General features: G+C 61.6%; 15 protein-coding genes. 8 read left to right on the forward strand and 7 right to left on the reverse strand.

Translation table 11 applies throughout. The features are described 5' to 3' along the window. The first annotated feature begins 232 nt into the window (after window positions 1-232). Window positions 233-2131, forward strand: coding sequence for an FTR1 family protein (locus J3P96_RS01165; protein ID WP_434654805.1), 1899 nt, complete (start codon window positions 233-235; stop codon window positions 2129-2131). A gap of 93 nt (window positions 2132-2224) precedes the next feature. After that, on the forward strand, window positions 2225-2680 hold the full coding sequence (locus J3P96_RS01170) for a YaiI/YqxD family protein (RefSeq protein ID WP_434602204.1): 456 nt from the start codon (window positions 2225-2227) through the stop codon (window positions 2678-2680). 119 nt (window positions 2681-2799) lie between these two features. Here J3P96_RS01170 and elbB read toward each other — a convergent pair whose 3' ends face one another. After that, a complete protein-coding gene (elbB, locus tag J3P96_RS01175) occupies window positions 2800-3468 on the reverse strand; it encodes an isoprenoid biosynthesis glyoxalase ElbB (protein WP_434570998.1) in 669 nt (222 codons plus the stop codon). A 122-nt stretch (window positions 3469-3590) separates the two neighbouring features. On the opposite strand from elbB, the gene J3P96_RS01180 reads away from it, so the two are divergent. Beyond that, window positions 3591-4826: a sterol desaturase family protein gene (locus tag J3P96_RS01180; protein ID WP_434654807.1), complete on the forward strand. Its 1236-nt coding sequence runs from the start codon at window positions 3591-3593 to the stop codon at window positions 4824-4826. Here J3P96_RS01180 and J3P96_RS01185 read toward each other — a convergent pair. Then, window positions 4807-5430 (reverse strand): DedA family protein, encoded by a 624-nt coding sequence (locus J3P96_RS01185; RefSeq protein WP_305498000.1) that lies wholly within the window; start codon window positions 5428-5430, stop codon window positions 4807-4809. The two genes, J3P96_RS01180 and J3P96_RS01185, sit on opposite strands and share 20 nt — an antisense overlap. A 204-nt stretch (window positions 5431-5634) precedes the next feature. Here J3P96_RS01185 and hemB point away from each other — a divergent pair, with 204 nt between their 5' ends. Then, window positions 5635-6648 carry a porphobilinogen synthase gene (gene hemB, locus J3P96_RS01190; protein WP_434571002.1) on the forward strand — a complete coding sequence of 338 codons (1014 nt, stop codon included), beginning with the start codon at window positions 5635-5637 and terminating at the stop codon, window positions 6646-6648. A 17-nt stretch (window positions 6649-6665) separates the two neighbouring features. After that, window positions 6666-8882 (forward strand): polyphosphate kinase 1, encoded by a 2217-nt coding sequence (gene ppk1 / locus J3P96_RS01195; RefSeq protein ID WP_434602202.1) that lies wholly within the window; start codon window positions 6666-6668, stop codon window positions 8880-8882. A gap of 197 nt (window positions 8883-9079) precedes the next feature. Here the strand turns inward: ppk1 and ppx are convergent, their stop codons facing one another. From ppx to J3P96_RS01220, 5 genes are all read right to left on the reverse strand, one after another. Then, a complete protein-coding gene (ppx, locus tag J3P96_RS01200) occupies window positions 9080-10582 on the reverse strand; it encodes an exopolyphosphatase (RefSeq protein ID WP_434627199.1) in 1503 nt (500 codons plus the stop codon). A 258-nt stretch (window positions 10583-10840) separates the two neighbouring features. After that, a complete protein-coding gene (locus tag J3P96_RS01205; RefSeq protein WP_039590243.1) occupies window positions 10841-11575 on the reverse strand; it encodes an amino acid ABC transporter ATP-binding protein in 735 nt (244 codons plus the stop codon). Beyond that, complete coding sequence (locus J3P96_RS01210) at window positions 11562-12212, reverse strand: amino acid ABC transporter permease (RefSeq protein WP_434627201.1); 651 nt, start codon at window positions 12210-12212, stop codon at window positions 11562-11564. The genes J3P96_RS01205 and J3P96_RS01210 overlap by 14 nt, the downstream gene beginning before the upstream one ends. Continuing rightward, the gene (locus J3P96_RS01215) at window positions 12209-12877 is read right to left on the reverse strand and encodes an amino acid ABC transporter permease (RefSeq protein ID WP_434654810.1); all 669 of its coding nucleotides are present in this window, start codon (window positions 12875-12877) and stop codon (window positions 12209-12211) included. Before J3P96_RS01215 ends, J3P96_RS01210 begins: the two co-directional genes overlap by 4 nt. Before the next feature lie 21 nt (window positions 12878-12898). Further along, a complete protein-coding gene (locus tag J3P96_RS01220) occupies window positions 12899-13684 on the reverse strand; it encodes a transporter substrate-binding domain-containing protein (RefSeq protein ID WP_305498011.1) in 786 nt (261 codons plus the stop codon). Between the two features lie 254 nt (window positions 13685-13938). On the opposite strand from J3P96_RS01220, the gene J3P96_RS01225 reads away from it, so the two are divergent. The 3 genes from J3P96_RS01225 to rho all read left to right on the forward strand — a co-directional run bounded on the left by J3P96_RS01225 (window position 13939) and on the right by rho (window position 16598). Beyond that, window positions 13939-14646 (forward strand): FadR/GntR family transcriptional regulator, encoded by a 708-nt coding sequence (locus J3P96_RS01225; protein ID WP_434571012.1) that lies wholly within the window; start codon window positions 13939-13941, stop codon window positions 14644-14646. A gap of 121 nt (window positions 14647-14767) precedes the next feature. Continuing rightward, window positions 14768-15097 carry a thioredoxin TrxA gene (gene trxA, locus J3P96_RS01230; protein ID WP_003206727.1) on the forward strand — a complete coding sequence of 110 codons (330 nt, stop codon included), beginning with the start codon at window positions 14768-14770 and terminating at the stop codon, window positions 15095-15097. Window positions 15098-15338: 241 nt separating this feature from the next. After that, entirely contained in the window at window positions 15339-16598 is a 1260-nt protein-coding gene (gene rho, locus J3P96_RS01235; protein ID WP_003206716.1) for a transcription termination factor Rho, read from the forward strand. The last annotated feature ends 48 nt before the right edge of the window (window positions 16599-16646 follow it).

Below are 16646 nucleotides of genomic sequence, written 5' to 3' on the forward strand. Positions count from 1 at the left end.
GTTCCTCAAGTCCAGAGGAGCTTTTATGCCTTCTTCTAATAAGAAGGCGGCGCATTATAAGCAGTGGATTTGCCTATGTAGTGGCTTTTTAGTTTCTAAATGATGTTTTTGTGATGTCATCTTCAAAGCATGAAGATCCGATGAAAATGCTTGGCCGGAACACATCGGTGCTTGAGCCAAGCGCATTGGAAGTGAACAATGTGTTACTTCTTATTTCCATCGAGAGTCATTCATGACTGCCCCGTTTCGTTTTCTGGCCTGGATTGCGCTGCCAATGCTTGCGCTTTGCAGTGCCGATCTGCTGGCTGACACTGTTGAAGGCGCGCCACAGGCGCTGCACTTGCTGGATTACATCGGGGCGGATTACCCGGCGACCGTCGACGCGGGGAAGGTCATCGACGATGCCGAATACCGCGAGCAACTGGAATTCACTCAGGTGCTGGAAGGGCTGGTCGCCGCGCTGCCAGGCAAGCCGGAAAAAGCTGAGCTGACGCAAGGCATCGGTACGTTGCGCAGTGCGATCAGCCAGCGCCAGGACGGCGCTGACGTGGCCCGTCTGGCGCGGCAGCTGGGGGCCAGGCTGGCCGTAGCCTATGAGGTCAGCCAGGCGCCGGTGATCACTCCGGACCCGACGCGCGGGGCGCCGTTGTTTGCCCAGAACTGCTCGGTGTGCCATGGTGACAGCGGTGCCGGCGACGGTCCGGCGGGTGTCGGCCTGGAGCCGCCGCCCTCGAACCTGCGCGACGGGCAGCGCCTGGATCGCCTGAGCCTCTACGCGATCTACAACACCCTGGGCATGGGCGTCGAAGGCACCGATATGCCGGCCTTCGCCGATCAGCTCGACGACCGTCAGCGCTGGGACCTGGCGACCTACATCGCCAGCTTCAGCGCCGACCCGGCTGCGGCCAAGGGCGAGCAGGCCTTCAACCTCGCCGACCTGGCCCGCCAGACCCCGGCCGAAGTCCTCGCCGCCCAGGGGGCCGCGGCAGCGGCGACGTTCCGCGCCCAGCGCGCCCAGCCACCGCAGGTGCAGCGCGGCCCGGCGCAGTTGCTTGACTACACCGCCGCTACCCTGGACAAGAGCATCGCGGCGTATCGCACAGGTGACCACGACCAGGCCTACGACTTGTCGGTGGCGGCGTACCTGGAAGGCTTCGAGCTGGTGGAAAGCTCACTGGACAATGTCGACGCCAACGTCCGTAAAGATACCGAGAAGGCCTTGATGGCCTACCGTCAGTCCTTGCAGGACGGTTTGCCGGTCGAGCAGGCCGAGCAACGCTTGGACGCGGCCAAGGCCAAGTTGAAAGAGTCCGCCGGCCTGCTCGGTGGCGATGGCTTGAGCTGGTCGCTGAGCTACATTTCGGGCTTGCTGATCCTGCTGCGCGAAGGCCTGGAAGCGATCCTGGTCCTGGCGGCGATCCTGGCGTTCTTGCGCAACACTGGCCAGCAGTCGGCGGTGCGCAGCGTCAACGTTGGCTGGGGCCTGGCGCTGCTGGCCGGCCTGGCGACCTGGGCGCTCGCCGCATACGTAATCGATGTCAGTGGCGCGCAGCGTGAAATGCTCGAAGGCGCGACGGCGTTGTTCGCCAGCGTGATGGTGCTGTGGTTGGGTGTGTGGATGCACGACCGGCGCCACGCGGCGGCCTGGCAGGATTACATCAAGAGCAGCCTGGTCGGCGGCGGAGGCCGTTTCGGTTTCGCGATCCTGGCATTTTTCTCGGTCTATCGGGAGCTGTTCGAGGTGATCCTGTTCTACGAAACCCTGTGGCTGCAGGCCGGCCCGGCCGGCCATGACGCGGTGTTGGCCGGCGGCGCGACGGCGCTGGTGCTGCTGGTGGGACTGGCCTGGGTGATCTTGCGCGGCTCGGCGAAATTGCCGCTGGCGCTGTTCTTCAGCATCAACGCCGCTTTGCTGTGTGCGTTGTCGGTGGTGTTTGCCGGCCATGGCGTGAAGGCCTTGCAGGAAGCCGGAATCTTCGGCACGCGGCCGGTGGCGTTCTTCGAGTTCGACTGGCTGGGCATCCATGCCGATGCTTATTCCCTGGCGGCCCAGGCGGTAGCGATCATCGCGATCGTTGTCCTGTACGGGCGCAGCTGGGTGGCGGAGAAACGTCGGGTGCAGGTTTCCTGAAGTCATTTCGCGAGCCGGCTCGCTCCCGCAGGAGGTAGGCTATCCACTGTGGGAGCGAGCCCGCTCGCGAAGCTTTTGAAGAGGAATAACCCGATGCGTGTATGGATCGACGCCGACGCCTGCCCCAAGGCCGCTAAGGACCTGGTGGTCAAGTTCGCCTTGAAGCGCCAGTTTGAAGTAGTACTGGTGGCCGGGCAGCCGCAGATCAAGCCGGGCCTGGCTCTGGTGAAGCTGATCGTGGTGCCCAGCGGGCCTGATGCGGCGGACGATTATCTGGTGGAGCATGCCGTCCCGGGTGAACTGGTGATCTGCAGCGACGTGCCGCTGGCCGACCGCCTGGTAAAGAAAGGCGTCGCAGCCCTTGACCCGAGGGGCAAGGAGTTCGACGCGCAAAACATGGGCGATCGACTGGCAGTGCGCAACCTGTTCACCGACTTGCGGGAACAGGGCCACATGGGCGGTGGCCCGGCGGCGTACAGCGAGCGGGACAAGCAGGGATTTGCCAATGCGCTGGATCGGATATTGACGCGGTTGTCTCGAATCTCCTGAATGTGTCCGATTCCCTGTGGGAGCGAGCTTGCTCGCGATAGCGGTGTGTCAGTCAGCACTTATGCGACTGAGTTGACGCCATCGCGAGCAAGCTCGCTCCCACAGTTGATTGTGTGTGGTCACTCATCGTTCTCGTGCGTCAGCTCCAGCACCCGGTCCACCAGCTTGTTGATTCCCGAAGCCGCTTCGCTGATGTTCTGCGCCAGCATGTAGGCGGGGGTGCTGACCAGCTTGCGCGCGGTGTCTTCGACGATATCGGTGACCAGGCACTCTTCATGAGTCCCGCCCATCTTGGTCACGGCAGCGGCGGTGTCGGCGTCCGTGCCGATGGTGCAGGTCACCCCCGGGCCGTAGATTTTCGCCGCCAGGGCCGGTGAGATGCAGATCAGCCCAACCGGCTTGCCGGCCTCGGCGAAGGCTTCGGTCAACGCCAGGACTTGCGGCTGGACGCTGCAACCGGCGCCTTCGACGGCAAAGTTGGAGAGGTTTTTCGCCGAGCCGAAGCCGCCGGGCACGATCAGCGCATCAAAGTCCTCGGCCCTGGCTTCGCGCAGGTCTTTCACATTTCCCCGGGCGATGCGCGCCGATTCCACCAACACGTTGCGGCTCTCGGGCATTTCCTCACCGGTCAGGTGATTGATGACATGCAATTGGGCGATGTTGGGGGCGAAACACTGGACCTGCGCGCCGCGCTGGTCGAGACGCAGCAAAGTGATCACGCTTTCGTGGATCTCTGCGCCGTCGTACACGCCACAGCCGGAAAGGATCACTGCAACTTTTTTGCTCATGGGCTTTTCTCCAGATTCATGGCGTTAAATGTCTACTAATTTGTCACTCGTTGCCATAGGGGGATCCGGCAGCTAAACCTAATCTGCCAGCTCCTTCCTGCCTTGCATGCCCGGGTCGCGTCATGAATTTCATCCTGTATGCCGTGCCGTTTTTCTTCGTGTTGATTGCCGTCGAGTTGCTGGCCGATCGCTGGCGTGGCGTGAGCCACTATCGCCTGGCGGACGCGATCAACAGCTTGAGCACCGGTGTGCTGTCGACCACGACGGGGTTGTTGACCAAGGGCGTGGGCCTGGTGACCTATGCCTTTGCCCTGGAGCATCTGGCGGTCTTTCAATGGCCGACCGACCAGGCCTGGACCTGGGTATTCGCCTTTGTGTTCTATGACTTCTGCTACTACTGGCTGCACCGCTTGGGCCACGAGCGCAACATCCTCTGGGCCGCCCATTCGGTGCACCACCAGAGCGAGGACTACAACCTCTCCACGGCGTTGCGCCAGACCAGCACCGGTTTCCTGCTGAGCTGGATCTTCTACCTGCCGCTGGCGGTGCTGGGCGTGCCGCTGCTGGTGTTCGTCAGTGTCGCGGCGTTGAACCTGCTTTATCAGTTCTGGGTGCATACCCAGCACATCCCCAAGCTCGGCTGGCTGGAGTGGTGCTTCGTCACGCCATCCAATCATCGTGCCCACCATGCACAGAACCCTCTCTACATGGATCGCAACTACGGCGGCGTGTTCATTATTTGGGACCGTCTGTTTGGCACCTTCCAGGAAGAGGACGACAACGAGCCGGTCATTTTCGGCGTGACCACGCCACTGGCGAGCTGGAATCCGTTGTGGGCCAATCTGCAGTTCTATGCGCAACTGTGGGCCGATGCCCGGCGCGCCGAGCGCTGGTGGGACAAGCTGCGGATCTGGTTCATGCCCACCGGTTGGCGGCCAGCCGATGTGGCCGCAAGGTACCCGCTGAACAAGCCGGACCTGAGCCGGTTCCGCAAATTCGAAGTGCCCCTGGCCGGACGCCAGCAAGGGTACGTGGCGCTGCAGTTTTGCCTCTACATCGCCCTGGGCAGTTATTTGATGAACCTGGAAAACAGCCTGCCGGCCACTGCCCTGGTGTTGGGGTGGGGAGCGGTAGCGTTGGGTCTGTTCGTGTTGGGCGCGGCCCTGGAGAATCGCCCGTGGGCGCTGAGGCTTGAGCTTTTGCGCCTGGCTGCGAACCTGCCGCTGGTGTGGCTGGCGCCGCTGGCCGGGTTATGGCCGGCCAGCCCGGTGGCCTGGGTTGGCTTGCTCAGCTACAGCCTGATCAGTGGCATCGGCTTGTACTATTGCCGCAACCGTCTTACTCGCCTGGCGTCGTAGTCTCGGCGGACTTGGCTTGTTCGAGACGTTCCGCCGCAAGGACTTGTCTGGCCAGCCGTGCGTTCTTGATGCGTCGACGCAGCCATAGGCCCAAGCCCAGAACCAGCAGGGCGCCAAGTACCCACAGTTCGTACTTCTTGATGCTGCCCAGCATGCCTTCGAGCACCGCGCCAAAGTGGTACGCGGCAGCTGCCAGGGCCGTGGCCCAGATCGCCGCGCCGATACCGTTGAGCAGCAGGTAGCGGCCCGGTGGATAGCCAGAGAGGCCGATCGCCACCGGCATCACCGTGCGCAAACCGTAGACGAAGCGAAAGCTCAGTACCCAGATGTCCGGATGGCGGCGGATGTGCTCCAGCGCGCGATCACCCATCAACTGCCAGCGCGGCTTGCGCGCCAGGAGCTTGCGACCATGTTTGCGGCCCAGGAAGTACCACAGCTGATCGCCCGCGTAGCTGCCGCAAAATGCCACGACCACCACCAGGTTGATGTCCATGTAGCCACGGAACGCCAGGAAGCCTGCGAGCACGAGGATGGTTTCGCCTTCGAAGAACGTGCCGATAAACAGGGCCAAGTAGCCGAAGTCATGCAGAAATTGTTGGAGCATTGTCTGGGTGCTGGCGAAATGAACGCGCAGCCTAACCCTTCAGACACATTCAGGAAAGTATCGAAATGTGTCTCGACGTGAACATTTCCTACAGAAGACAATCACTGCGACTAGTGGTCGCGCTTCAGCACAACTGTCATGCGTTCGTCATAATGACCGCTTATAACTGTCACGCTCGCCCGTCTGCGGGCTCAGGAGTCTGCCGTGAGCTTTACCCCCGCCAATCGTCTGTTCCCCGCCACCCGTCTGCGCCGCAACCGCCGTGATGAGTTCTCCCGTCGGCTGGTGCGTGAAAATGTGCTGACCACCAATGACCTGATCCTGCCGGTGTTCGTACTGGACGGGGAGAACCGTCGTGAAGCGGTGGCGTCGATGCCTGGCGTGGAGCGCCTGACCATCGACTTGCTGCTCGAAGCGGCGGCCGAGTGGGTGGAACTGGGTATCCCGGCGCTGGCGCTGTTCCCGGTCACCCCGCCAGCGCTCAAATCGCTGGACGCCGCCGAAGCCTGGAACCCCGAGGGTATTGCCCAGCGCGCGACCCGTGCCCTGCGCGCGCGCTTCCCGGAGCTCGGCGTGATCACCGACGTAGCGCTGGACCCGTTTACCACGCACGGTCAGGACGGCATTCTCGACGAAGAAGGCTACGTGCAGAACGACATCACCGTCGATGCGCTGGTCAGGCAAGCGTTGTCCCACGCCGAAGCGGGGGCCCAGGTCGTGGCGCCATCCGACATGATGGACGGTCGCATCCAGGCGATCCGCGAAGCCCTGGAAGTGGCCGGCCATGTCAACGTGCGCATCATGGCCTACTCGGCCAAGTACGCCAGCGCCTACTACGGTCCGTTCCGCGACGCGGTCGGCTCGGCCCTGAACCTGGGCAAGGCCAACAAGGCCTCCTATCAGATGGACCCGGCCAACACCCATGAAGCCTTGCACGAAGTGGCTGCCGACTTGTCAGAAGGCGCAGACATGGTCATGGTCAAGCCGGGGATGCCTTATCTCGACATTCTTTGCCGGGTAAAGGAAGAATTCAAAGTACCGACCTTTGTTTATCAGGTCAGCGGCGAGTATGCGATGCACATGGCCGCGATCCAGAACGGCTGGTTGAGCGAAGGGGTGATTCTCGAGTCCCTGACCGCTTTCAAACGTGCGGGTGCTGATGGCATCCTGACCTACTTTGCCGTGCGCGCCGCCCAATTGTTACGAGAGCAGAAATAGCCTCCCAGGAACTTGCGATGAATACCGAAGGACTCACAGAAGTTGCCGTAAAAGACGCTCAGCCCGTGGTCGAGCAAGCCGCCGAAACGCCGCCGGAGCTGGAGTCGGCTCCAGCGGCCGTGCCCGAGCCGGCCCCTGCTCCGGCGATCGCGATCACCAACCTGGATGACAGCAGCCTGTACATCCACCGCGAGCTGTCGCAACTGCAATTCAACATCCGCGTGCTGGAGCAGGCACTGGATGAGTCCTATCCACTGCTGGAGCGGCTGAAGTTTTTGCTGATCTTTTCCAGCAACCTGGACGAGTTCTTCGAGATTCGCGTCGCCGGCCTGAAAAAACAGATCACCTTCGCCCGCGAGCAGGCCGGTGCCGATGGCTTGCAACCGCACCAGGCCCTGGCGCGCATCAGCGAGCTGGTACACGGCCACGTTGACCGCCAGTACGCGATCCTCAACGACATCCTGCTGCCGGAGCTGGAAAAACATCAGGTCCGCTTCATCCGTCGCCGCTACTGGACGACCAAGCTCAAGACCTGGGTACGCCGTTACTTCCGCGACGAGATCGCCCCGATCATTACCCCGATCGGCCTCGACCCGACGCACCCGTTTCCATTGCTGGTAAACAAGAGCCTGAACTTCATCGTCGAGCTGGAAGGCATTGACGCCTTTGGCCGCGATTCCGGCCTTGCGATCATTCCGGCGCCGCGCCTGCTGCCGCGCATCATCCGCGTGCCGGAAGACGTCGGCGGGCCTGGCGACAACTATGTGTTCCTGTCGTCAATGATCCACGCCCATGCCGATGACCTGTTCCAGGGCATGAAGGTCAAGGGCTGCTACCAGTTCCGCCTGACCCGTAACGCCGACCTGTCGGTGGACACCGAGGACGTCGAAGACCTGGCCCGCGCCCTGCGCGGCGAGCTGTTCTCCCGCCGTTACGGCGATGCGGTGCGCCTGGAAGTGGCTGACACCTGCCCGAAACATCTGTCCGACTACCTGCTCAAGCAGTTCAACCTGCACGAGACCGAGCTGTATCAGGTCAATGGTCCGGTGAACCTGACGCGGCTGTTCAGCATCACCGGCCTGGACAGCCATCCGGAGCTTCAGTACTCGCCGTTTACGCCGCAGATTCCGAAACTGCTGCAAAACAGCGAGAACATTTTCAGTGTGGTCAGCAAGCAGGACATCCTCCTGCTGCACCCCTTCGAGTCGTTCACACCGGTGGTCGACTTGCTGCGCCAGGCCGCCAAGGATCCCCACGTATTGGCGGTGCGCCAGACGTTGTACCGCAGCGGCGCCAACTCGGAGATCGTCGACGCCCTGGTGGACGCGGCGCGAAACGGCAAGGAAGTCACCGCGGTGATCGAATTGCGTGCGCGTTTCGACGAAGAATCCAACCTGCAACTGGCCAGCCGCCTGCAAGCGGCCGGCGCGGTGGTGATCTACGGCGTGGTTGGCTACAAGACCCACGCCAAGATGATGCTCATCCTGCGGCGCGAGGCCGGCGAGATTGTGCGCTACGCGCACTTGGGCACCGGCAACTATCATGCAGCCAACGCTCGGCTGTATACCGACTACAGCCTGCTGACCTCGGATGATGCGCTGTGCGAGGACGTCGGCAAGCTGTTCAGCCAACTGATCGGCATGGGCAAGACGCTGCGCATGAAAAAATTGCTGCATGCGCCGTTCACCCTGAAAAAGGGCATGCTCGACATGATCGCCCGGGAAACCCAGTTCGCCCTGGACGGCAAGCCCGCGCACATCATCGCCAAATTCAACTCGCTGACTGATCCGAAGATCATTCGCGCGCTCTACAAGGCCAGCCAGTCGGGCGTGCGCATCGACCTGGTGGTACGCGGCATGTGCTGCCTGCGGCCTGGCATTCCGGGGGTGTCCCACAACATCCATGTGCGCTCGATCATCGGGCGCTTCCTGGAGCACACGCGGGTGTTCTATTTCCTCAATGGCGGCGAGGAGCAAATGTTCCTCTCCAGTGCCGACTGGATGGAGCGCAACCTCGACAAGCGTGTCGAGACCTGCTTCCCGGTGGAGGGCAAGAAGCTGATCCTGCGGGTCAAGAAAGAGCTGGAAAGCTACCTCACCGACAACACCCACAGTTGGAGCCTGCAGTCGGACGGCCGTTACATCCGCAACACGCCGACCGGCAACCAGAACCCGCGCAGTGCCCAGGCGACCTTGCTGGATCGGCTTAGCAGCCCGGTTTTGGCGGTTCGTTAACGCCTGGAGGCAGGCTCAGCTTTTGTGGCGAGGGAGCTTGCTCCCGCTGGGTCGGTCCGACGCTTCGGGCGCAGCAGCCCTGAAGCCATTCAGCTCGGTGTATCAGGAAAACTTGCATCTCAGGCAGATCCTGCGACTGCTGCGCAGTCGAGCGGGAGCAAGCTCCCTCGCCACGGGGGAGCGTGCCGTTGTGCCGATCAGTGAATATTCAACACAATCCCAACCCGGGTCAGCCATTCCGCTTCCTGGGCGAAGTCGGCCTGGGTCAGTTGGTTTTCTTCCAGCCAGCCGTCCGGGAATATCACGTCCAGTTGATCTCCATTGGCATGCAGGGTTACCTGGGGCATTTCCTGGGTGCCGCGGATGTGGTGGAAGAGGATTGCGAAGCGCAACAGCACGCACAAGCGGATCAGCTTGATGCCGTCATCGCCGAACTCGGCGAATTTATCCTTGGGAATATTGCGCCGGTGACCACGCACCAGTAGCGCAAGCATCTGCTGGTCCTCGCGAGAGAAACCCGCCAGGTCCGAGTGCTCGATCAGGTAGGCGCCGTGCTTGTGGTAATGGTAGTGGGCGATGTCCAGGCCGACTTCGTGCACCTTGGCGGCCCAGCCCAGCAGTTCGCGCCAGACACCGTCGTTCAGGTCCCAGTCGTCGGCTACCTGGTCGAACGCGTGCAGGGCCTTGCGCTCGACCCGCGCCGCCTGTTCCTGATCGACGTGGTAACGCTCCATGAGCGAGCCGAGGGTGCGCTCGCGGACGTCTTCGTGATGATGGCGCCCCAGCAGGTCGTAGAGCACGCCCTCACGCAGGGCACCTTCGCAGTGGTCCATGCGTTGCAGTTCGAGGGCGTCAAAAATCGCCTCGAGAATCGCCAGGCCCGCCGGGAAAATCGCCCGGCGATCAGGCTTGATACCTTCGAAGTCGATCTTGTCCGATTCGCCCAGCTTGAACACTTTGCGCTTGAGCCAGGCCAGGCCTTCGGCGTTGACCTCGCCGCTGCCATGGCCGCCAGCCTTGAGTGCCAGGCCGATGGCGCGAATGGTGCCCGAGGAGCCGATGGCTTCATCCCAGGTCAGGCGGTGCAGCGCGTGCTCGATGCTCATGATTTCCAGGCGCGCCGCCGTGTAGGCCTGGGCGTAGCGGGCCGGGGTGATCTTGCCGTCGCGGAAGTAGCGCTGAGTGAAGCTGACGCAACCCATCTGCAGGCTCTCGCGCAACAGTGGTTCGAAGCGCTGGCCGATGATGAATTCGGTACTACCGCCGCCGATGTCCGCCACCAGGCGCTTGCCTGGGGTGTCCGCCAGGGTGTGGGAAACACCCAGGTAGATCAGGCGGGCCTCTTCACGGCCGGAGATGACTTCCACCGGATGGCCGAGGATCTCTTCGGCGCGCCGGATGAATTCGCCGCGGTTGCGCGCCTCGCGCAGGGCATTGGTGCCGACGATGCGCACCGCGCCCAGGGGCATGCCGTTGATCAGTTGGGCAAACCGTTTGAGGCAGTCAAGGCCGCGCTGGATGGATTCTTCGCTCAGTTGACGTTCTTCGTCGATACCGGCGGCCAGCTGGACCTTCTCGCCGAGTCGCTCAAGAATGCGGATTTCCCCGTTCTGGGCCTTGGCGACGACCATGTGAAAGCTGTTGGAGCCCAGGTCTATGGCAGCGATCAGGGACAGATTCTTGGCTTGGGATAGCGGCATGGTCAAAAAGTCTCGGTCGATAACCTTGCCATCCTGCCACGATCGATCGCTTACGCCAACGCGCCTGATCCAAACCACTGATCTGGAGCAGCTTGGCTTGGCTTCTGTGGCGAGGGAGCTTGCTCCCGCTGGGCTGCGCAGCTGCCCCAAATGAATCAACCCGATACATCAAGAATAAACCGGCTGGCAGGGCCTGCGACTGCTGCGCAGTCGAGCGGGAGCAAGCTCCCTCGCCACAGAAGGTCTTGCCAGCAAAGTTCAGGCAGGCTCCACCGTCCCGATGAAGTTTGCCAGCTCGGCCGTCTGCGGATCGGCGAACAGTACCTTCGGGTCCCCCACTTCATGCACCTTGCCCTGGTGCATGAACACCAGCTTGTCCCCTACCTCCCGGGCAAAGCGCATTTCATGAGTGACCATGATCAACGTCATGCCTTCCTTGGCCAATTGCCGCACCACGCTGAGCACTTCATTGACCAGCTCCGGGTCCAGGGCCGAGGTGATTTCATCGCACAGCAGCACCTTTGGCGACATCGCCAGGGCGCGGGCAATCGCGACCCGTTGCTGTTGGCCGCCGGACAAACGGTCCGGGAAGGCGTCGAATTTCTCGCCGAGCCCGACCCGCTCCAGCATCTGCCGCGCCAGCTCGGCCGCCTTGGCCTTGGGCACTTTTTGCACGACTTGCGGCGCGAGCATCACGTTCTCGCCGACCGTCAGGTGCGGGAACAGATTGAATTGCTGGAACACCATCCCGACTTTCTGGCGCAGGCTGCGCAGGTCGGCGCGTGCCGCGTCGAGGTACTCGCCATCGACTTCGATCACGCCGTCGTTAATCGATTCGAGACCGTTCAGGGTGCGCAGCAAGGTGGATTTTCCCGAACCGCTGCGGCCAATGATCGCCACCACCTGGCCTTCCTCGACGCTCAGGTCGATGCCTTTGAGCACGTGATGATCGCCGTAGTACTTATGCAGGGCGGAAATTCTAAGCAGAGGCATGCAGTCTCCTTTCCAGGTAGCGCGCGCTGAGGGACAAGGGGTAACAAAGGAGGAAATAACCGAGGGCCACCAGGCCGTAGACCATGAACGGCTCGAACGTGGCATTGGCGAGCATGCCGCCGGTCTTGGTCAGTTCGGTAAAGCCGATGATCGACGTCACGGCCGTGCCCTTGACCACCTGCACGGAGAAGCCCACGGTCGGCGCCACAGCAATCCGCAGCGCCTGGGGCAGGATCACGTAGCGCAACTGTTCCAGCGGGTTGAGCGCCAGGCTCGCGGACGCTTCCCATTGACCGTTGGAAATCGACTCGACGCAACCGCGCCAGATCTCCGCCAGGTAGGCGCTGGTAAACAGCGTCAGGGCGATCGCCGCCGCCATCCAGGGGGAAATCTCCACCCCGGCCAGGGCCACGCCAAAGAACACCAGGAACAACTGCATCAACAGTGGCGTGCCTTGGAACAGCTCGATGTAGGTCCGGGCGACATTACGCGGCAGGGCGCGTTTGGAGATGCGCAGCACCATCACCAGCAAGCCGATCACACCGCCGCCGATAAACGCCACCAGCGACAGCGCCAGGGTCCATTGCAGGCCGGTGAGCAGGTTGCGCACCACGTCCCAGAAAGTGAAATCGCTCATTGGCTGCTCCTGGCAATGTAGCGACGCCCGACCCAGTTGAGAAACTGGCGGATCAACAGCGCCATGCACAGGTAGATCAGCGTCGTCAGCGCGTAGGTTTCGAACGCGCGGAAATTGCGCGACTGAATGAAATTGGCGGCGAAGCTCAGCTCTTCGGTGGCGATCTGCGAACAGACGGCGGAGCCGAGCATCACGATGATGATCTGGCTGCTCAGCGCCGGCCAGACCTTGCCCAGTGCCGGCAGCAAGACTACGTGGCGGAACGCTTCGAAGCGGCTCATCGCGAGTGCCGCGGCGGCTTCCAGTTGCCCGCGCGGGATAGCCTGGATGCCGGCCCGGATAATCTCGGTGGAATACGCGCCGAGGTTGATCACCATCGCCAGCACCGCCGCCTGCCACTCGGAAATCTGCAGGCCCAGGGACGGCAAGCCGAAGAAGATGAAAAACAACTGGACCAGGAACGGCGTGTTGCGGATCAGTTCCACGTACACGCCGAAGATCGCCGCGAACGGACGGATATTCCACGCCCGAACCACCGCCCCGACGATGCCCAGGCCGACCCCGAGCAACGCGCCGATGGTCGTCAGTTCAAGGGTGAACAGCGCGCCGCGCAACAGCAGCTCGGTGTTTTGCACCACCGGCAGGAAATCGAACTGATAAGCCATGCTCAGCCTCTCAAGCGACGGTCAGAGGTCGGCCGGCAGTGGCTGCTTGAGCCAGGTCTGGGCGTTTTTCTCCAGGCTGCCGTCGGTCTTGGCGGTAGCGAGGATCTGGTTGACCTTGTCCAGCAGCGCCGGCTCGTTCTTGTTCACGCCCACGTACACCGGCGAGTCCTTGAGTTTCACTTTCAACGCCGGAACGCGCTTGGGGTTGCGCTCGCTGATGGCGACCATCACCACGTTGCCGCTGGCGATCAGGTCCACCTGGCCGGCCAGGTAGGCGGCGATGGTCGAGTTGTTGTCTTCGAAGCGCTTGATGGTGGTGCCTTCGGGGGCGACCTTGCTCAGCTCGATGTCTTCGATGGCGCCACGGGTGACGCTGATGGTCTTGCCCTTGAGGTCGTCCAGGCCGTTGATGGCGGCATCAGGCGGGCCGAATACGGCCAGGTAGAACGGCGCGTAGGCGCTGGAGAAGTCGATGACTTTTTCACGCTCAGGGTTCTTGCCCAGGCTGGAAATCACCAGGTCGACCTTGCCAGTGGTCAGGAATGGAATGCGGTTGGTGCTGTTGACGGGCGTCAGTTCAAGCTTGACCTTGAGCTGGTCGGCCAGCAGTTTCGCCGTATCGATGTCCAGGCCGCGTGGCTTCATGTCCGGACCCACGGAGCCGAACGGTGGAAAATCCTGAGGCACCGCAACCTTGAGCGTACCGCGCTTGACCACGTCTTCCAGGCCATCGGCGTGGGCGGGCAATTGGCAAAGCATCAGGCTGGCAAACAGGGCAGTGAGCAGGACGCTGCAACGCTGGATCATGGTGAATCTCCGCAGTCGATGATGTGATTTCTCTGATCGGACAGAGCACAGGCCATGCCAAAGGCCTTGCTGATCCACCAAAGCCGCGATTTTGCTGGTGGGCATCGGTCTGACTGGTCTGAACAGTTGCGTCGCGTTTCGCACCTTTATCGAGCGTTGATACAAGCCGCCGAACCCTGCTGGGGCACGACTTGCCGAGGGCTTCGAATAGCTTTACAACTAGCCGCTCATTGACTCGGTTTCCTTGAAAAACCATGAATTCCATTTCTCGTGCCGTTCCGGAAGTAGCCCTGCAAGGCATCCGCAAGCTGATCGCCGATCAAGGGTTCGGCCCGGGGGATGCGCTGCCGTCACAACGGGAGCTGGCCTTGCAGCTGGGGGTGAGCCGGGCCTCACTGCGCGAGGCGCTTTCATCGCTCAGTGCCTTGGGCATGATCAGCGTGCAGCCGGGCAGGGGGGTATTCGTGCAATCGCCGGCGCAAGCCCCACGCAGCGAACCAACGCCGGGTTGGCCCTTCGCCGCGCAGGCCTCGCCGGTGGATATCTTTCAGTTGCGTTATGCCCTTGAGGGGTTCGCGGCCGGGTTGGCGGCCGTCACGTTGAGCGCCGATGAGCTCGATGCCCTGGATGACAATGTCGAGGCCATGCGCCGAGAGTTGAAAGCGGGGGATTTCGACGCGGCGGCGCGGCTCGATTTCGAGTTCCACCGGCGGATCCTGCTGGCCAGTGGCAACCAGGCGATGCTGGGCATTCTCACCGCCAGCGCCGATATCTTCCTGGAAAGCCAGAAACTACCGTTCATCAGGGCGGAGCGGGCGATGGAGACGTGGCAGGAACATCGCAAGATCCTTCGCGCCCTGGCCCGCCGGGCATCGGTTTCGGCGCAAAAAACCATGCAGGAACATGTACGTAATGCGGCATTGCGTACCGGTATCTCATTCATCGCACCGGCCGCTTCATGAAGCGGGCCATACCCAAAGCCATCAATCTCCATAGCGAGACTCAATCAACTGCGGCTTCCTGAACCTGGGAAGGGCAGCTATGATGGGCCACGTTTTTTTGCTGATTACCCCGGAGATTTCCATGAGCAGCGATCTGATCAAACACGTTAGCGACGCTAGCTTCGAAGCTGACGTACTCAAGGCCGAAGGCGCAGTGCTGGTCGACTATTGGGCTGAGTGGTGCGGTCCTTGCAAAATGATCGCTCCGGTCCTGGACGAAATTGCCGAGACCTACAAGGGCAAACTGACCGTGGCCAAGCTGAACATCGACGAGAACCAGGAAACCCCGGCCAAGCACGGCGTGCGTGGTATCCCGACCCTGATGCTGTTCAAGAACGGCAACGTCGAGGCCACCAAGGTCGGCGCGCTGTCGAAGTCGCAACTGGCAGCTTTCCTCGACGCCAACATCTAAGCGTCGAATGTTCTGCCAAAAGCCCCGCAAATCGCGGGGCTTTTTCGTTATCCAGGGCTAGACGCTCGTAAATCGAGGTGTTACATTCGGCCCCGCACTGGTTTCTCCATTGCCCCCTGCAAGCCGTCGCCGACGCTCTCCTTTCGAACAAGTACGCGATCCTGTCGCCTTCTCTGCGGCGCGGCCTCATTAAGCCAAAAGCTTAATTTCCCCCCTCCATAAATGATTACGTCATTCCTATATGAATCTGACTGAACTCAAGCAAAAGCCGATTACCGAACTGCTCGAATTGGCCGAACAGATGGGCATAGAAAATATGGCCCGTTCGCGCAAGCAGGACGTGATTTTCTCCCTGCTCAAGAAGCACGCAAAAAGCGGCGAGGAAATCTCCGGTGATGGCGTGCTGGAGATTCTCCAGGACGGCTTCGGCTTCCTCCGCTCCGCGGACGCTTCCTACCTCGCCGGCCCGGACGATATCTACGTCTCGCCGAGCCAGATCCGTCGCTTCAACTTGCGCACCGGTGACACCATCGTTGGCAAGATCCGCCCTCCAAAGGAAGGCGAGCGTTACTTCGCGCTGCTCAAGGTCGATACGATCAACTTCGACCGTCCGGAAAACGCGAAGAACAAGATTCTCTTCGAGAACCTGACCCCGCTGTTCCCGACCGTGCGCATGAAGATGGAAGCCGGCAACGGTTCCACCGAAGACCTCACTGGTCGTGTCATCGACCTGTGCGCACCTATCGGCAAAGGCCAGCGCGGTCTGATCGTGGCGCCGCCGAAAGCGGGCAAGACGATCATGCTGCAGAACATCGCGGCCAACATCGCCCGTAACAATCCTGAAGTTCATCTGATCGTGCTGCTGATCGACGAGCGTCCGGAAGAAGTGACCGAGATGCAGCGCACCGTGCGCGGCGAAGTGGTCGCCTCGACGTTCGACGAGCCGCCGACCCGTCACGTGCAGGTTGCCGAAATGGTGATCGAGAAGGCCAAGCGCCTGGTCGAACACAAGAAGGACGTGGTGATCCTGCTCGATTCCATCACCCGTCTGGCCCGTGCCTACAACACCGTGATCCCGAGCTCCGGCAAGGTATTGACCGGTGGTGTCGATGCCCACGCCCTGGAGAAACCGAAGCGTTTCTTCGGTGCCGCACGGAACATCGAAGAAGGCGGCTCGCTGACCATCATCGCCACTGCGCTGGTTGAAACCGGCTCGAAGATGGACGAAGTGATCTACGAGGAGTTCAAGGGTACCGGCAACATGGAACTGCCCCTGGACCGTCGCATCGCCGAGAAACGTGTGTTCCCGGCCATCAACATCAACCGTTCCGGTACCCGTCGCGAAGAATTGCTGACGGCCGATGACGAGTTGCAGCGCATGTGGATCCTGCGCAAGCTGCTGCATCCGATGGATGAAGTCGCGGCCATCGAGTTCCTGGTCGACAAGCTGAAAACGACCAAGACCAACGATGAGTTCTTCCTGTCGATGAAGCGCAAGTAAGTCGAGCAGGCCAGCAAGAGCCGGGGAAACCCGGCTTTTTGCTGTCTG

It is taken from the genome of Pseudomonas sp. R3-56, from assembly GCF_051132075.1.
Lineage (GTDB): Bacteria > Pseudomonadota > Gammaproteobacteria > Pseudomonadales > Pseudomonadaceae > Aquipseudomonas.